The organism is Rhodococcus sp. BH5, from assembly GCF_027583855.1.
In the GTDB taxonomy this organism is placed as follows: Bacteria; Actinomycetota; Actinomycetes; order Mycobacteriales; family Mycobacteriaceae; genus Rhodococcus_F; species Rhodococcus_F qingshengii.
In genome coordinates this window covers 16485-31091 of sequence record NZ_JAJHVW010000025.1, presented here as the reverse complement: position 1 = coordinate 31091, position 14607 = coordinate 16485, and the positions used below count along the sequence as shown (strand labels likewise).

The window sequence follows — 14607 nt, the reverse complement described above, 5'->3', positions numbered from 1 at the left end:
TCCGAGGATGCTGATCACGACGACGCTGACGGCAAGCGCGATGTAGAAGCCTCGGTCGCGTCGGTTCATGTTGAGCTTGCTGATGATGACGATGGCGATGGTGGCGCCGAGGATTGCACTATCCACGATCGCCGGGAAAATCCAGGTCAGATTTTCCGGGATCAGTGCTTGCCTGGCGAGGTCACGTTGCACGGCGAACGACAGTACGAATGCGCCGGTGGTGATACCAAGCGCAATGACGATCGCCAGGGCTAGAGCGGCGAGCAGCGCGCCTAGCTGAACACGGGCTGCCCGGACGCTAAAGTCGGTCATGATCGGGTTTTTCCTTTCAGCGGGGTTCCCGGTCTGGAGCCTCGCCGGGTGCATCCGGCGGGGCTCCTTCTGCTTGCAAGCTCTATTTCTGTTCGTCCGCGAGCAGTTGATGAATGTGCTTGATGAGCAGGTCCTGCATAGCGGTCTCATTACGGACCGCGTACTCCTTGAAACGTCGGTGAAGGTCGGCGTCGACGTTCACCTGGATTCTTTTGGTGCGTCCGCTGGAATCGCTCATCATGTCTTCGATGGATTGCGGAGCACGAGCGGCGGATGGTCGGCCAGCTCGGAGGTTGCCTGTCGCCATGACGTGGCCTTTCATACTCTTCAAACACTCATACACTCAATATCTGTTATGAGTTAATGGGTGAAGGTGGTTTGACAGTTGAGCTCACATGAACCGGGGTTCGCCGCTACTCGACGTCATTGCTCTGGTTATTCGACGACTTTCGCTTTGGTCTCGTCTGCCAGCCCTGCAAAAACGGCAAGTTCACGAAAGAGCGACTTGATCTCCTCTGCCGCCACCGAATCCGGTTCCGCGTCCAACACTGTCGTGCCCGTGGCTGCGGTATTCGGGTAGCTAATGCGTTGAGTGATCCGTGCATCGAGCACTGGCAGCCCGTAGTCACGCAGTGCACCTGTCACCTCACGACTGATACGGGTGCCGGTGATGGCCCTACTGATCACAAAAGCGGATTTGAGCTTGTTGTCGGTGATCTCGATCCGCTGAAGCACGAGTTTGACCAAATCCTCTGCAGCCCAGATGTCGTACGGCGACGGTTGCACGGGGATAAGGACGACGTCAGCGGCTTTGATCGCCGATACGGCTAGATCCGCCGCCTGAGGGGCTCCGTCGATAATGATGACTGGATGCGTAGTGACCCTCTTGAGGTCACGTTCGATGGTTGGTCGGTCGATCCCGACTACCGGAACAGGCTGTTCCTCGCAGGCCGCCGCCCAGTCTCGCGCACTCCCCTGCGGATCGGAATCCACGAGCAATGTTTCGTACCCGGCGAGCTGGGACGCTCGCGCCAAGTGGGTGGCGATCGTCGTCTTTCCTGCACCACCCTTTTGGTTCAGCACTGCAATGACCGTCATGTATGCACACCTCCGAGTTGGCACTCACCAGCGTCCGCACGCGCTTCGGACGTACTCATAACATCCTATGCGCTATCACCCAAATACACAAACACTCACATGAGTGTTTGTGTATTTGAGATTTTCGATCGCCATCGCCGTGCTGAGTCGCACCGCTTTCCGCGGACACACGCATTGCCGGTTTTGTGCAAAACAACATATGAGGTCATGAGTGTTTGTGTTAATGAGTGAGGGAAATTCCGCAAAATTGCTGGTCGGCTCGCAGCACCCCGCCGAGTTGATTTGCCTCAAACCACCCAACTGATGCCTGGCCCAGATCAGAACCTCCCGAACCTGTCGTGGCCGAGGTAGGGGAGTTCGCCACAGGCTATTCGGATCCCATGTCTCCGAATAGGCAAAGAACAGCCGCCCGCAAGGCCTCGTTGCGGGTTTTGCGCATCAACAAAGGGCGCTTCTACAAACCCACTGAATGCTGCAGAATATTTTGCACGGTGCGCACAACTACGCCTGAACCACGCAAAAGCCGCAAGCTGAAACACTCAAACACTCAAACACCCACTTTAGGGTTTGGGTGTTGCCAGCTCTAGACAGGCCTGTTGCTCCCGCGCTTTTTGCGTACGGCAACCTAGTTGTCATGAGTATCGCGGCAGAGCCGATGTCAGTGGATAGCGATCTACTCGCGCAGGTGGCGAAAAAGTACCGCGGCGAAGTTCGATCGTTCCAGTCCGGAATGTTCGACGACGCAGCAGAGTTCCGTGCGAAGACCCTTCAAGATTGGAATCCGCCAAGTGTTGTCGCGCGGTCGCTCACGGATCGATTTCTGAACCTGTCCATAATCCTGTCCCACATGCCCTTCGAGGACGCATTCCCGAACGAACTGGACGGTGCTGGAGCGTATGAGATTCACCTGTCGGTGGGGTCTCATCACAAGGAGCTCCGGTCTCCCTCTCGGGTGCCGGCCGCTGAGGCAGCGGCGTGGGCAGCTGCGATCTTCGGACCATGGGCAAACGATGCTTACTCGCTGGGGGCCGTGGTGAAGCGTTCGGGTGGACAGCCGTCCGCACTGCATTTCGCCTTGTACTTAGCGGGGGAGGGTACCCCTCGCCAGCCTCCGTCCGTAGACCTTGAACACCGCCCGCTCAGCATCGTCTAGGCGCCAGGTCGTTTATTCACAGTCGCCGGCGAATGTTGTTTCGGGATGGGCCGAAGACTGTCACGCCGTGCTCGACCTCGGCGGGCGTGGAGCTGTGGTGAACCAGAGAGACGTGGTCTGTTGCGTGCACTGCGGCTTGGTCGTAGGAGTGCACGGTCGCGTTGTCGTAGGCATAGGTGGTGGTGTCTTCTCCGACTTCGCCGTAGGAGTCGTCGACGAGGTTGCTTGTTGCGCGGTTGGTGGCGCGGACGCGGGTGGTGTCGAATGCGTCGGTGTGGGCGTTCCCGTATGCGAAGAGGGTCGTGTGTCCGAAGATTTGGGATCGTGCGGCGTCTGTAGCCACGATCTGGGCGCTGCGCTTCGTTTCGGGTGTCAGTCGGGTGATGGTGACCCGGGAGACGCCGATGATGCGGATGGTGATGCCGTCGACGAGCTCGGCGTCGGTGAGTTCTAGGGGTTCGTCGTTGCGGTGGTCGATAACGATGGTCTTTGCGCCGGTGCGCAAACGTTCGTGGATCTGGGGGATGGTCTGGCAGGTGGAGAGCGGCCGCCGCTTTATCGGAGGCATGTGTGCGTCACCCGATCCGTCCAAAGCCGGGCAGCAGGAACACGACCGACAGGAGTCCCCGCCGTCTCGCGTGGATCATCGGATTTGCTCCTGCCGGGATCGCCACTGGGCGATGAAGGATTGCTCGGTCTCTTTGTTAATGTCTCCCGGATGGCCTGTGAGCCATCTCAGGTATTGAAGCTCCCGCGCATCGTGCGGGGTAGGTGGATCTGCTGCTCGTTTGAGGTAGTCCCCAATCAGCATTTCAACCATCGTATCGACCTGAGCTGGTCCTGGCGATGCTGTCCTCGTTTCGACTTGGGCGATGAGCCAGGCTCGCAATATCCGATCGACAGCAACATCCAAGTCACCAGTAATAGCTCGATGTTTTTGGGCCTCCCTCAAGGCGTTTTGCTATTCCTGAGATCGAGTTGACATCCTCCTCGCCCTCACGGGACGAGGATTCCTTGATAGCTCACGCTACCAGGATGGTTGGTGCGGCACGTTTCCGTGACTGACGCACCCGATCCCCCAGACTGTCCTCGGGTTGGTGTTCGAGATTAAATCCGCGATCACGAATGTTGATCGCGGCATTGGTATCCGCATGATGTTCGAAACCGCATCCCTGGCACCGGAAAATCGCTTGGCTATCGCGGTTTTCCGGGCAGGTATAGCCGCAGTTCGAGCATTCCTGGGACGTGTATGCGGCCGGAACCGCGACGACAGACATCTTGTGGTCGAGACGCTGCGCGAACTTCCCCCAACACGAAGCCAGGATCGCCCGGTTCAGACCGGACTTCGCGCGCCCACCGTTGGGGAGGAAAGCTCCCGGGTTGTCGGGGTCCGGTTTCGGTTTCGCGCGCCGGGTCATGTTCGCGATCGGCAGCTTCTCCACCGCCGCAGCGCAATACGAGGAGGCAATTTCGCTGGTGGTTTGTTCGATCCAGTCCCCGCGCCGATCGGCCAGTCGCAACCGCAACCTGCTCAACTTCGCTTTCGTGCGGTGCCGGTTCGCCGAACCCTTCTGCTGGCGGGCCAGGCGCCGCTGCAACGCCACGAACCGGGCCTGCTCCCCCACGGTGAACCCGGGAGCATGGAACATCCGGCCATCGCTCGTGGCAACCGAGTTCGCGACACCCCGATCGATCCCCACCACCAGTGCCGTAGTGGGCGCTTCCCGGCGAGGTGCGGGCGGCGTCGTCAGGCTGACCGTCCACCGACCGTTCATCAGGGCGATCCGAGCCGACGTAGCCGCGCAGATGTCGGTCCAGGCCCGGGAAACGCGGAACCGTACCCACCCGGCCTTCGGGACCAGAATTTCGCCCCACTTCCGGTTGATGCGCCGCACCACCAGGTCACGTACGACGAACCCCTGCCGGGCGCCGAACCGTTTCTTGAAAGTCGGGTAGCCGCTGCGCCTAGCGAAGAAATTGGTGAACGCCCGATCCAGATCACGGAGTGCGCCTTGCTGCACGACAGTGGAACCGGCACGGAGCCAATCGAATTCACGGCGAGCTTCGGTCAGGTCCCGCATCTGCGAAGCCACCGAAATCTTCTGCCGGAAATGGCGGCGCGAGGGCGTCCACCACGAACGCTGCTCCAACCCGAGGTTGTAGACGAAACGAGCATGATCGCAATGCATCACCAACACGTCGAGCTGCGCACCCTCAACCGGGTACACACGCTGCACGATGCTCATGCCGACATACTGGCACGCATCACCGACAACAAACCAACATGCAGTCGCTAACCCCGCCCTCACAGACGAGGCTTGCGCTCAACCTCACGGTCATAACACTTAAAGGCAAGGTCACCGAGTCGTCGGTCGCAGCGACGGTGCGATCCCTCGGGCGCAGTCCGGGGACCTCTTCCAGCGGAATCGGGTCGTACCCAATGAATGCTCGAGCCGCAGACCCTTCCGTCCACTGAAGAGCCTTGTCCAATTTGTTGAACGCGTAGACGCCAGGCGATCACGCTGCAAGCGCACTCCTCGGCGATTGGTAATCGGTGACGATGCGTCGAGCGGTGGCGTAGTCGGCGCGGCCGCCGATGGTAGGAAAGCGGCCGTAGCGCCCTCGCGGTGTTGTTTCGATTGGTAGGGCGATGGTTCCGGGTGCGTACCTGCGGGGGCCGCTGCGTTTCTTTCCACGGTTGCGCCGCCACTCCAGCTCGTCGGTCCACCAGGCGAATAGCTCGCGCTCCGTCACGTGACGTAAGGCGCGGGTTGCGAGTACCCCTGAGACGCCGATTTGCTGAGCTGCTGTGTGGAGTTGAAGTCGGCGAGTCTGGGCTGTAGACCGTGATGTCGGGAGTAGCCGAAGGCGCGCAAACGCCTTCATTGCCGATTCCACTGTCCTATGTGAGTAGCCGGTCACTGCCGCAAGTCCAGGGGTGTCGTCAATCCCAGAGATCAGGTGCAGGTGGATTCGAGCGTAAGCAGGGCCTAGTCCGGGGGCAGGTGTCCAGAGGTCGTGAGCGTGGTGAGCGAGGAGCGTGTCTGGGGTGGGAGGGCCGGGGGCGTGTTCCACTTGTGTTGCACCTGTGCAGTACTCAGCGGGGGGTGGATTGAGCTTCCATGTTGCACCGGCGGTTCCGGAACCTGCCTGGACCTGGCTGACCCACGCTGCCGCTTCGAGTGCCCTCATCCTTCTGGAAATGGTCGATGCGTCCAAGCCGGTGGCATGGGCTAGTCGCCGGCAGTCAATGTCCAGGGTCGTGGTCCGAGCTGTGCGGGCGAGCTGAACCAACGCATGGAGTATCCGCTCGTCGCTCGGGCCACCTGGGCGCGCAAACGCCGCCGAGTTCCTGTGCAGGGCGTCCACGATCGTGTCCAGCTGAGCATCGAGCTCGTCCCACGCGGCCGAATCGACGTCGGTCACTGAAGGAGCGAACACCGCGGCCGCTTCGATTGCACGGGACCAGTGTTTGGCAAGTGTGAAGCTGTGACCGGCGTTCTTGTCTTCGAGGAGGCGGATCAGCCCTGGTGCAGTCAGGGCTGCCTCGACGTCCTTAAGGGTGCGACCGGATCGAGCCATCCCGAGGAGAATGCTGAATGCGACGGCGCTGCGGTCGCAGTCCTTGCTGAGCGGGGTCGCCAGGAGAAGCCTCGTCCGCGCTGACAGTGAACGTCGTGGACGGTCCAGGCGAGGTCCATCGGCGGACTCGATGATCCGGATCGGTGTCGACCGGCTAGCGGCGCCGGATAGGTGCGTGGAGTGCGGGTGCCTGGCCAGGAGCCAACCGATGACGTCGGTGGGGGTTCCGGGGCGCATGGCTGTTAGCGTCTCGGAGAGTGCGCGACCACGTAGGCGGGGGAGTGCATGTCCTCCTGCTCGGTGTGGGGCACCTGGTCCTCGGACCGCGCCTGTGATCGGGTTGCACAGGGGGCTGGTGTCGAGACTGGGATAGTGCGCACTCAGTGCGTGGGCGAGCGTCTTCACGGCTGCTGGTTCGGCTGCCTCGCTGAGGGTGACCCAGAGATGTTGTCCGCCAGTTGGTCCCGATGTTGTGCGGAGGTGTCGTACTCCGAGTTCGGTCAGCTCGTGGGAGAGCCGGTCGGCGTCTGCTTGTGCAACGGCCGGGCCGTGGGTGCTTGTGTCGAAATCGAACGCCAGCAGCCGGTAGTTGTGGCGGCTGTCCGTGAGGTGCAGTGCCCATGGCACATGTGGTGGCTCGTCCGGCGCCGGCACTGTTGTGCTGTAGTCGTGTGTGCCGTCCGGATCTATTCGGATGCGGACGCGCGGAGACCACAGCACCGCACGTGCGTAGAGAGCACTGAGGGAGGCGTTGTCTTTTTCATCGTCGAAGACACGCGGTAAATTGGGTGTTGAATCTTCTTCAGGGTGTGGGCTACCCTGAGACCAGTCAGGCAAGACTGTCCCTTCGGGGAAATGCAGTACCGCTGGGATCCGAGCTGATAACTCGAATCTCACACAACTTCGAAAAACCCTCGACCCCGCCCGGTTGGGGGTTTTTTGCTGCGAAATTTGGTGAGCGCTGCTGCTAACGATGTGTGGTTGTTACGGCATCCCCCGCCCGGGTCGGCCGTCTACGCGAACTTCGTTACGCGGTGAGCGGGAATCCCTCCTGGTCAAGTTCGACCACGAGTTCGGAGTGGCCGGTCACGAGCGCGAGTACGTCAGCAAGGAATTGGCTTTCGGACGACACACCCGCGTCCATCCGGAGTTTGTCAAGGGCCTCGGCCACTGGCAATGGCAGACGAGTAGATACACGATGGCGCTCACCCTTGCTAGGTGTAGGCATTTGCAGCTCCTTTCGAGTCCGACCTCTGAAGCAAGCGATCATGGGCCAGCTTCCCGTCCATCCTGACCCAGCATCGCTGTTTCGTTGCGGTGACACGCCGAGCTAGCAAGCCACAAACTTTGGCGAGTTTACAATTATGGGTCGATTTTCTAGGAGGCCTCGAAGCGTGCCGCGAGGGCCTTCCACACAACAGGGTTGCACAAACTAGGGCGGCCCGAACGTCAAGGAAGAACTTCCCGTCGGGCGCGCCGCGTCAGAATGTCAGAATCGCCACTTTAACTGGCATAGCACCTCCCTTTGTCGATACTTTACTCTTCGAGAGAAGTCGGACTACGCTCAAAAGCTAGCTGCGTTAGTGATGTGCAACCAACACTAGACTTAAGTACATTGGATTAAAATTGCGCTACGTTCATGTAGATTCGGACTGCGGAGTCGACGATTCCCTCGCGTTGAGCTTCGTGGCGCGGAGTACGGGATGTGTTCTAGCGGGAGTGACAACGACTTGGGGCAATTGCACGGCCAAGGAGGCCGCCGCTAACGCCAGTTTTGTTTTGAGTCTTGCCACAAGTGATGACGTGCCAGTCGTGGCAGGCAGCATGCCGGAGAGTTCGTGGCAGCGGGGCAGCGCGCACGGCCGCGACGGTCTCGGTGACACTGAGCAGCCTCGGAAGCCTTGGTCCGGACCCGTCGGCGCCCCGGAAAAGATCGTTCAGTTTGCTCAAGAGAACGCAGGGAACGCGGAACTACTGTGCATTGGGCCCCTCACCAACCTCGCGACCGCGCTCACCCTCGAACCCAATCTCCCTCAGCAATTGAGACACGTCGTCGTTATGGCGGGACACGGGGACAAGAGGAACGATTGGCTTCACACCGTAGGAGATACGAACACACGCCATGATCCGCTCGCGGCCCAGTTAGTAGCGGAATCAGAGCTGGCGATTACCTGGGTCGGAATAGATGTCACCCGCCAAGTGCTACTCGACGAAGGCGACTTCGGAACCGACGTCCTTGGCCGCACCCTTCGGCGCATCCACGACTCTTACGGCGCCCAGCGCGGTGCTGCATATGGATTCACTCCCCAGGTCGAGTGGAAGGTGCCCGCGCATGACGGAGTGACTGCGGCATGCTTGGTGAACGAACTGACGGCCAAACTCACGACCTCCCCAGGGAGGATGGCGGTCCAGAGTGATTCCAGCGGGCCCGTGCTTCGATTCGTAGGTCCGGGTCATCACCGAATTGCGGTTGGGATCGATGCGTCATCGGTACGCGCAATGCTCAGGAGCTCAATGAGATGGGAGTAAGCAAGCAGATCAGTCGACTCAGAGCTCGGAGGATTGTCGCTCAGGCTCTCAAGCGACAGGCGTTCACTGTCGATGGCCTCTGCCAGTTCTGTTTCGAGCGGACCGGCCGGCCTGTAGTTCTCGTACCTTTCCCAGTTGCAGAAGTAGAGGATCGTCCTTCTGGATTTCTTCTGCGTGCCCGCAACAATGTTGACTACGTGTTCTATGACCATCGGACAGGTTCCTGGCGAGCAACATTAATTATCTGCCACGAACTGGCCCACATATTCCTTGAGCACAGTTGCGCGATGACCGAAGTACTCGATGATCAGATGTTAGCTGCATGGTTCCCGTCGTTGTCTCCGGAACTGTTGAAAAATACACTCAAACGCACCGACTACGACACCACCACCGAGCACGGAGCAGAATACCTGGCCACAAAGCTTTTGATCCTGACTCTGCTCGATGACCTGGACTACAAAGCCTTACGGCGCTCCGTCAAGATCATCTGTGCAAGCAATATGATTCAGGCGTATGGAAGTCGATGAGAAACCACTTGCCGATCGCCGTTGACCTAGGAGTTCTCGTTTTTGCCTGGGCGATCGTGATCGCACGATTCTCGCTGGTGCGTAACTATCACGCCCAGATCGTCAGTGTCTTGATTCTGTGTTTCACTGCTGTCGACACTCTGAAGTTCGGCCCAATCAACGACCTGCTGACCTCTGCAATCGATGCTCGAACGGTCCGACTATTGGCCCACATCCTGTGCGTTGCGGCGGCGGCTGTTGCCGCATGGGCAGCAGCGAGTGCCGTTGGACGGCTGAGACCTGGATTTCTTGTCCTCGGCGTCACTGCCGCGGCGCTGGGGCTGGCAGTTTTGGATGCGGTTGCTGGCAATCGCGGGCTAGTTATCGAAGCGGTAGAGCCTCAGTATTTCTCGCTCTCTTACTTCACAATTTATGCAGGCTCGATTGCGATATTTGAAGCGTACGCAGTGGTCGTACTGGCGTCGGCCATTCGTACTGACAAGCCACACGGCGGGCTTCTTGCACCGGCTGCAACCGTCGTCGCACTCTTCCTCGCGACAGGTTTGAACGCGATAAGCCTCCTCTGGTACGCAGTGCGCGCTGCCACTGGAGATATCGGGCCGGCTGAGCAACTCCAACGAAACAGCAACGGAAACCTTTTTGCCTATTTCACGCTCGTCGTCGCGATCGTTGGTTCGGCTGCCGTGATACGGCGAACTGTCGCGGGAAATGAATCACAAGCGCGGTCCGCTATGGATGTCACTGAACTGCAGCGTCTGTGGCAAGACCTGACAGACGCTGCACCGAGCGTCAAATTCGATATGCGCCATTTTGAGCCTGATGCGCGAGTGGTTCGAATGATTACCGAGTGCATTGATGCGGTCTACGAACTCGGCCTTGATCCTGCCGTGGCAACTAGGTCCGACCTTTCATCTCAGCGGACCGCACGGTCTCGCAATTCCACTCCAGAGACACTTCCCGACGCCCGTATCAGTGCTCGAGATGTCTTTGATCTGGCGAGACGTTGGGATCAGAAATCCCTTCCAGACTGACCAGCAACGCCTTGCGTTGAGTCGCGTTGGCGGAACCGCGAAGCATCACACATTCGGGTCCCGCGGCGACTAGGACATGAACTAAACGCAGTTCCGTATACGCCTCGTTCTCGCCGGGAATTCCGAAGTAGCTCTCAATTGCTGCGCTTCCGCTTTTAAAAGCCGCACTAAGTTCGACGAAACGCGCCTGCTGTTGGCCAGTTAGTTTCCCCGACAGCAGATCAGTTTCCTCGCAGCCAAGAGCACACGCCACTTCAGCACTGCTCAAGCCCGTCACACTGAGCAAAAGTCCGACTTTATCCTGATCAGTGACGTAATCACTCATCACTGTCTCCCTGGTTCAGTTCGTTCGCCAATGATCTTCGTCGCGCATTCGCTTTTGTGCGCGCGGGGGTGATGTCATCCGAGGGTACGGACCAGAATTCTTCCAGCGCCTGTGCAACCCACGTCGGGTTGATGAGACCTTGCTTGTCTTGATTGCGAAGCATCGAAGAAGCCACTTTGCCTATGTACGGGGAGATCAACGTACGCAAACGATCTACGACGATTGCTAGTTCAGAGTTGTCAATTTCGTCGGCCAGGCGGCGAAGTTCGACACTTACCTCAACAAGATCACCTAGTGCGGCGTAAGAAATCGTGACCTCTCCCGCGGGCGCACCCATCTCGGCCGCTCCGAGAGGCGTGGGGTCGCCCCCTTCGTACGCCGTCGCCGCGCTGCCCTCGGTCCACTGCAGGACTCGGTCAAGCTTGGAGAACGTGGCCATGCGCAGAGGCGGCGATTCACCACTCTCGATGCGCACCATCGTGGGCTCTGAGGGTCCCCCCTGCGCGGCGACTGCGGCAAGGCTCAGGCCCAACTGACGTCGACGCAAATTGACTACGTCGGCGAACTGCTGCATGTCGGGCATAGAAGCAGCGTACTTAAAAGAGACCCAATTACCCGACTCCGCAGCGCACCTCGCAAGTTGCCAGCCACACTCGATACATAAGTGTTGCATAAGTGCGTACTTCCTGGATATATTTACATCGCCAATGTATGAGCTTCACGTAAGCGGCTTGTAGTTGACACGGTTCGGACACAAGGTTCGGACAGCTGATTGAAAATGGGGCCGAATTGAGGGCAATCATCGAGATAAATCTGGGGCAGCGTCCCGCAAACCTTGCGGGACGCTGCCCCAGCGGTAAGTACCACGACTCGATCCTTCCCTACCTGCCGACCATCCAGGCCTGGCTAGGTCTCCTTCGCAACCGGCTGGAACCCACTCCCCTTCCCGCCCGAAGCGGAGTGGGTTCTCCGCTTCCATCTCATCTTTTCGCACCTCTTAGGACATATACGCACCGCAGGTGTGCGGTGGCGCCACCAGGCAACAGAAAGGACCCGCTCGAATCACTGGCTTAAGGATGTATTCCGCGCGGGATTTTTGTTCGTGCCTGTGCAGCCCTCTTCAATTTCCTCCGGCTTCCCGCATCCTTCCCAGCGCGGCTGCGGCGGGAACCTTGGCCACGTAGCGCCTGCTGCGCTGGTTTCCGTTTCCGCCCGGTTTGTGGTTGCGCCACAAACTCATTGAAGGAGAACGCTTTTGAAGAATCGCGACTACCAGTGGTAGTCAACGGGCCACCCACTTTCGGTGCGCGACGAGGTAACGCTGACGGCCTTGACGGTCACGGTGTTCGGTTGCGCCAGTGTAGCGATTTTCGATCCGTCGAGCGCGGCGTTTCGACGCTGCGCGTAGGTCCTATTTTTTGTTGTGCTACAACGCTATTGAAGGAATTTTGATGAATGTAGTTGGTTCGGTAATGGATGTGTTCTGTCGGTCTCGGTGGCGGTCGGTCGTCGTCGTGGCGACGTGTGTGTCGCTCGGTTTGAGTCCCGCGCTCGCGGCGGCGGAAGTTATCGACGTGTCGTCGTCGGGTCAGTACTCGACCAGCGGTGCTGCTTCCGGCGATTCCGTTTCCGCCGACGCAGCTACCTCTACCTCTACCTCTACCTCTACTGCCGGCGGATCGTCGACGATTGGTTTGGGCCCGTTGTCGCAGGCTGAGATCGCGGCTGCGACGGCGCCTGCGGTGAAGGATTTCGGCACGATTGAGGACAATGCGGCTGCTGTGGGTGTCGAGGCGGTCAATGCGTTGGCCCAGATGGTGGCGACGCCGGGTGTGAAAGTCCGCCCGGAAACGGTGGGTGGTTTGATTCGTCTTGCGGTGGCTGGAGCGCAGGTCGCGGCTTCGGGTGGTACTGCTGCTCCGGCGCAGATCGGTGTTATCACCGGCGCTGCGGGTGCGATTCCGATGTTGGTGGCGGATTTGATCGCGCAGGGCAAGGTGCTTCCTCAGCAGATCAATGATCTGATTCACCTTCCGGGGACCGTGAAGGACCGGTTGGGGATCAATTCGTCGGATCTGCTTGACGAGATTGCGATTTCGGCGGATGCGTCCGGTTTCACGGATTCGTTGAATCGGTTGCAGCGTCTTCTCGATCAGACCGACACTTCACGTTTGTCGGATTCTCTCGACAATCTGGGTGACACTCTCACCCTCGACAACCTGATGCGTCTGGGTTTGGGTACCGCGATTCCGGGCCTCGACCAGTTGACCAAGGGTGCTGGTGCATGGGCGGACTCCGGGGCTACGGCTGACGATGCCGTATCCGCGATCGGCGATCTTGCAGCGGCGGTGAACGGCTGATGCCCGAGGCAACGATGGTGAGCGGTCGCCAGCGGTGGATGCTGACGACCGCTGTAGTGGCGGTGCTGTCGGTGGTGCTGTCGGTATTCACGTCCGCATCCTGGGCGCGCGCTGACGCTGGTGAAGGCCTCGGACTGACCGGCCCTGGCGGATATTCGGGTTCGTACAAGCTTCCCGATGGTGACGAAGGGTGGTGCATCGACTTCCTGAAAGCCGAACCGATGGCCAACGGAGGCGGGAATTACGCCGCAGCTGTTCCGCTGGAAGGCGTTTCGGCGGCCGATCTGAAGATCGCGGTCTTCGCGTTGAGCGAGGGTAACCGCGCTCTCGCGTCCGGCGACGGTCAACTGGCGGCTGCCGTGGCGGCTGTACTCCACAGCCTCTCGATCAACCAGGGCGCTCCGTGGGACGAGTCGCTCCCGGCTGAGGCTCGCGCAGATTACGATCGCATCATCAGCTCGGCTCCTGAGGTGGCGGAAGGTGCGTCGTTGCAGGTCCGCGTTCCGGAGGGGTGGACCGGCGATGGCACGAATTCAGGTTTCCAACGCATCTTGAGCGTGCAGCAGCCGGACATCCCGACCGTCGAGCCTTCGATCGGGACCTCGGCGTCGCTCGCAGGGTCGAACGTGATCACCGATGGCGCCACGGTCACTGACCGGGTCACGTACAGCGGTGTGGTTGCAGGCAAGTCGTACACCCTCGATGGCGAGTTGGTGTGCAAGGCCACTGGTACCCGTACCGGTGGTGTCGGTTCGAAGACCTTCACTGCGGATGCCTCCGGCGCCGGAACGGTCGATGTGGAATTGGTTGTCGCTGATGGTGATTGCGTGCAGCAGGTCGTTTTCGAGAAGTTGATCGACGACAGTGGCGCAGTGGTGGCCACGCACGAGGACATCAATGATGCGGCGCAAACTGTCGGCGAGAAGATTTCGACGACGACGACCGCACCGAGCACCACCACGCCGAACACCACCACCACGGCGAATGCCACGCCTTCTCGTGGCCCGAACGGAACACTGTCGGTGCGCAAGGTCGCCGCAGGTGAGAAGACTGATGCAGCGCTCGAAGGTGCGCAGTTCGAGGTCCGTGACGGTAGTGGAAAGGTGATCGAGAAGTTCACCACGACTCGTCGTGCGTCGTCGATCGTGCTTGCCGAAGGTTCGTACGAATTGGTGGAGACCAAGGCACCGAAGGGCTACGCGGTGTCGGAGAAGCCGACGTCGGTGGACATCGTCGCTGAGCGGACCACGACGGTGGAGGTTGCCAACGCGCTGAACCCGATCATCGACGTGAACAAGTATTCGTCGGTCGATGGTGAGTATCTTGCCGGCGCGAAGTTCCGGCTCCTCAAGGGCGGGGAGACCGTCACCGAGTGGACCTCGAAGGACGAGGTCACGTCGCTGATCGTCGATCCGGGCGAGTACGAGATCGTCGAGGTCGAGGCTCCTGCCGGGTACGTCAAGTTGGACAAGCCGCAGAAGGTTGTCGTCGCGGGTGGCGACCACAAGGCGCTCAACATCACCAACGCTCCGGATGTGTCGACTCCGGAAGGGCAGGCGGAGGCGGACAAGCCGGCACCGCGTAAGCCGATCGCGTCGATCCCCTCGGGACCGACCACTCGGTAAAACCTGCGGACGCTATCGGCGTCCGTGACCGATCGTGAGCCGGCGGGTGTGGGCTGAAACCTCCC

The 14607-nt window shown here is 59.9% G+C and carries 16 protein-coding genes; 6 read left to right on the top strand and 10 right to left on the bottom strand.

Going from position 1 to position 14607, the window contains the following annotated elements; translation table 11 throughout:
• The 3 genes from RhoBH5_RS30750 to parA all read right to left on the bottom strand — a co-directional run.
• On the bottom strand, positions 1-312 hold a 312-nt coding region (locus RhoBH5_RS30750), incomplete at its 3' end, for a DUF2637 domain-containing protein (RefSeq protein ID WP_270009358.1).
• An 82-nt stretch (positions 313-394) separates the two neighbouring features.
• Positions 395-619, bottom strand: a complete 225-nt coding sequence (locus RhoBH5_RS30745; RefSeq protein ID WP_270009357.1) for a plasmid partition protein ParG — start codon at positions 617-619, stop codon at positions 395-397.
• A 128-nt stretch (positions 620-747) separates the two neighbouring features.
• The gene (gene parA, locus RhoBH5_RS30740; protein WP_270009356.1) at positions 748-1410 is read right to left on the bottom strand and encodes a ParA family partition ATPase; all 663 of its coding nucleotides are present in this window, start codon (positions 1408-1410) and stop codon (positions 748-750) included.
• A 634-nt stretch (positions 1411-2044) separates the two neighbouring features.
• On the opposite strand from parA, the gene RhoBH5_RS30735 reads away from it, so the two are divergent.
• The gene (locus RhoBH5_RS30735) at positions 2045-2563 is read left to right on the top strand and encodes a hypothetical protein (RefSeq protein ID WP_270009355.1); all 519 of its coding nucleotides are present in this window, start codon (positions 2045-2047) and stop codon (positions 2561-2563) included.
• Positions 2564-2579: 16 nt separating this feature from the next.
• Here the strand turns inward: RhoBH5_RS30735 and RhoBH5_RS30730 are convergent, their stop codons facing one another.
• The 4 genes from RhoBH5_RS30730 to RhoBH5_RS30715 all read right to left on the bottom strand — a co-directional run bounded on the left by RhoBH5_RS30730 (position 2580) and on the right by RhoBH5_RS30715 (position 7373).
• Complete coding sequence (locus tag RhoBH5_RS30730; protein ID WP_270009354.1) at positions 2580-3131, bottom strand: hypothetical protein; 552 nt, start codon at positions 3129-3131, stop codon at positions 2580-2582.
• Positions 3132-3585: 454 nt separating this feature from the next.
• Positions 3586-4809 carry an RNA-guided endonuclease InsQ/TnpB family protein gene (locus RhoBH5_RS30725; RefSeq protein ID WP_270009353.1) on the bottom strand — a complete coding sequence of 408 codons (1224 nt, stop codon included), beginning with the start codon at positions 4807-4809 and terminating at the stop codon, positions 3586-3588.
• 271 nt (positions 4810-5080) lie between these two features.
• Positions 5081-6865: an AsnC family protein gene (locus tag RhoBH5_RS30720; protein WP_270009352.1), complete on the bottom strand. Its 1785-nt coding sequence runs from the start codon at positions 6863-6865 to the stop codon at positions 5081-5083.
• A gap of 307 nt (positions 6866-7172) precedes the next feature.
• Entirely contained in the window at positions 7173-7373 is a 201-nt protein-coding gene (locus tag RhoBH5_RS30715; RefSeq protein ID WP_270009351.1) for a toxin-antitoxin system, read from the bottom strand.
• Between the two features lie 458 nt (positions 7374-7831).
• Between RhoBH5_RS30715 and RhoBH5_RS32815 the strand changes: the two genes are divergently transcribed.
• Positions 7832-8674, top strand: a complete 843-nt coding sequence (locus tag RhoBH5_RS32815; protein WP_442972492.1) for a nucleoside hydrolase — start codon at positions 7832-7834, stop codon at positions 8672-8674.
• On the opposite strand, the gene RhoBH5_RS30705 is transcribed toward RhoBH5_RS32815, so the two are convergent.
• On the bottom strand, positions 8602-8886 hold the full coding sequence (locus RhoBH5_RS30705; RefSeq protein ID WP_270009349.1) for a hypothetical protein: 285 nt from the start codon (positions 8884-8886) through the stop codon (positions 8602-8604). The two genes, RhoBH5_RS32815 and RhoBH5_RS30705, sit on opposite strands and share 73 nt — an antisense overlap.
• 75 nt (positions 8887-8961) lie before the next feature.
• Between RhoBH5_RS30705 and RhoBH5_RS30700 the strand changes: the two genes are divergently transcribed.
• Together RhoBH5_RS30700 and RhoBH5_RS30695 are read left to right on the top strand one after the other, a co-directional pair.
• Positions 8962-9201, top strand: a complete 240-nt coding sequence (locus RhoBH5_RS30700) for a hypothetical protein (protein WP_270009348.1) — start codon at positions 8962-8964, stop codon at positions 9199-9201.
• Complete coding sequence (locus RhoBH5_RS30695) at positions 9198-10232, top strand: DUF6545 domain-containing protein (protein ID WP_270009347.1); 1035 nt, start codon at positions 9198-9200, stop codon at positions 10230-10232. Before RhoBH5_RS30700 ends, RhoBH5_RS30695 begins: the two co-directional genes overlap by 4 nt.
• On the opposite strand, the gene RhoBH5_RS30690 is transcribed toward RhoBH5_RS30695, so the two are convergent.
• Entirely contained in the window at positions 10171-10557 is a 387-nt protein-coding gene (locus RhoBH5_RS30690) for a hypothetical protein (RefSeq protein ID WP_270009346.1), read from the bottom strand. The two genes, RhoBH5_RS30695 and RhoBH5_RS30690, sit on opposite strands and share 62 nt — an antisense overlap.
• Positions 10550-11140 (bottom strand): helix-turn-helix domain-containing protein, encoded by a 591-nt coding sequence (locus RhoBH5_RS30685; RefSeq protein ID WP_270009345.1) that lies wholly within the window; start codon positions 11138-11140, stop codon positions 10550-10552. The genes RhoBH5_RS30690 and RhoBH5_RS30685 overlap by 8 nt, the downstream gene beginning before the upstream one ends.
• 868 nt (positions 11141-12008) lie before the next feature.
• Here RhoBH5_RS30685 and RhoBH5_RS30680 point away from each other — a divergent pair.
• Together RhoBH5_RS30680 and RhoBH5_RS30675 are read left to right on the top strand one after the other, a co-directional pair.
• Complete coding sequence (locus tag RhoBH5_RS30680) at positions 12009-12917, top strand: hypothetical protein (RefSeq protein WP_270009344.1); 909 nt, start codon at positions 12009-12011, stop codon at positions 12915-12917.
• Positions 12917-14542 carry a SpaA isopeptide-forming pilin-related protein gene (locus RhoBH5_RS30675; protein WP_270009343.1) on the top strand — a complete coding sequence of 542 codons (1626 nt, stop codon included), beginning with the start codon at positions 12917-12919 and terminating at the stop codon, positions 14540-14542. The genes RhoBH5_RS30680 and RhoBH5_RS30675 overlap by 1 nt, the downstream gene beginning before the upstream one ends.
• The last annotated feature ends 65 nt before the right edge of the window (positions 14543-14607 follow it).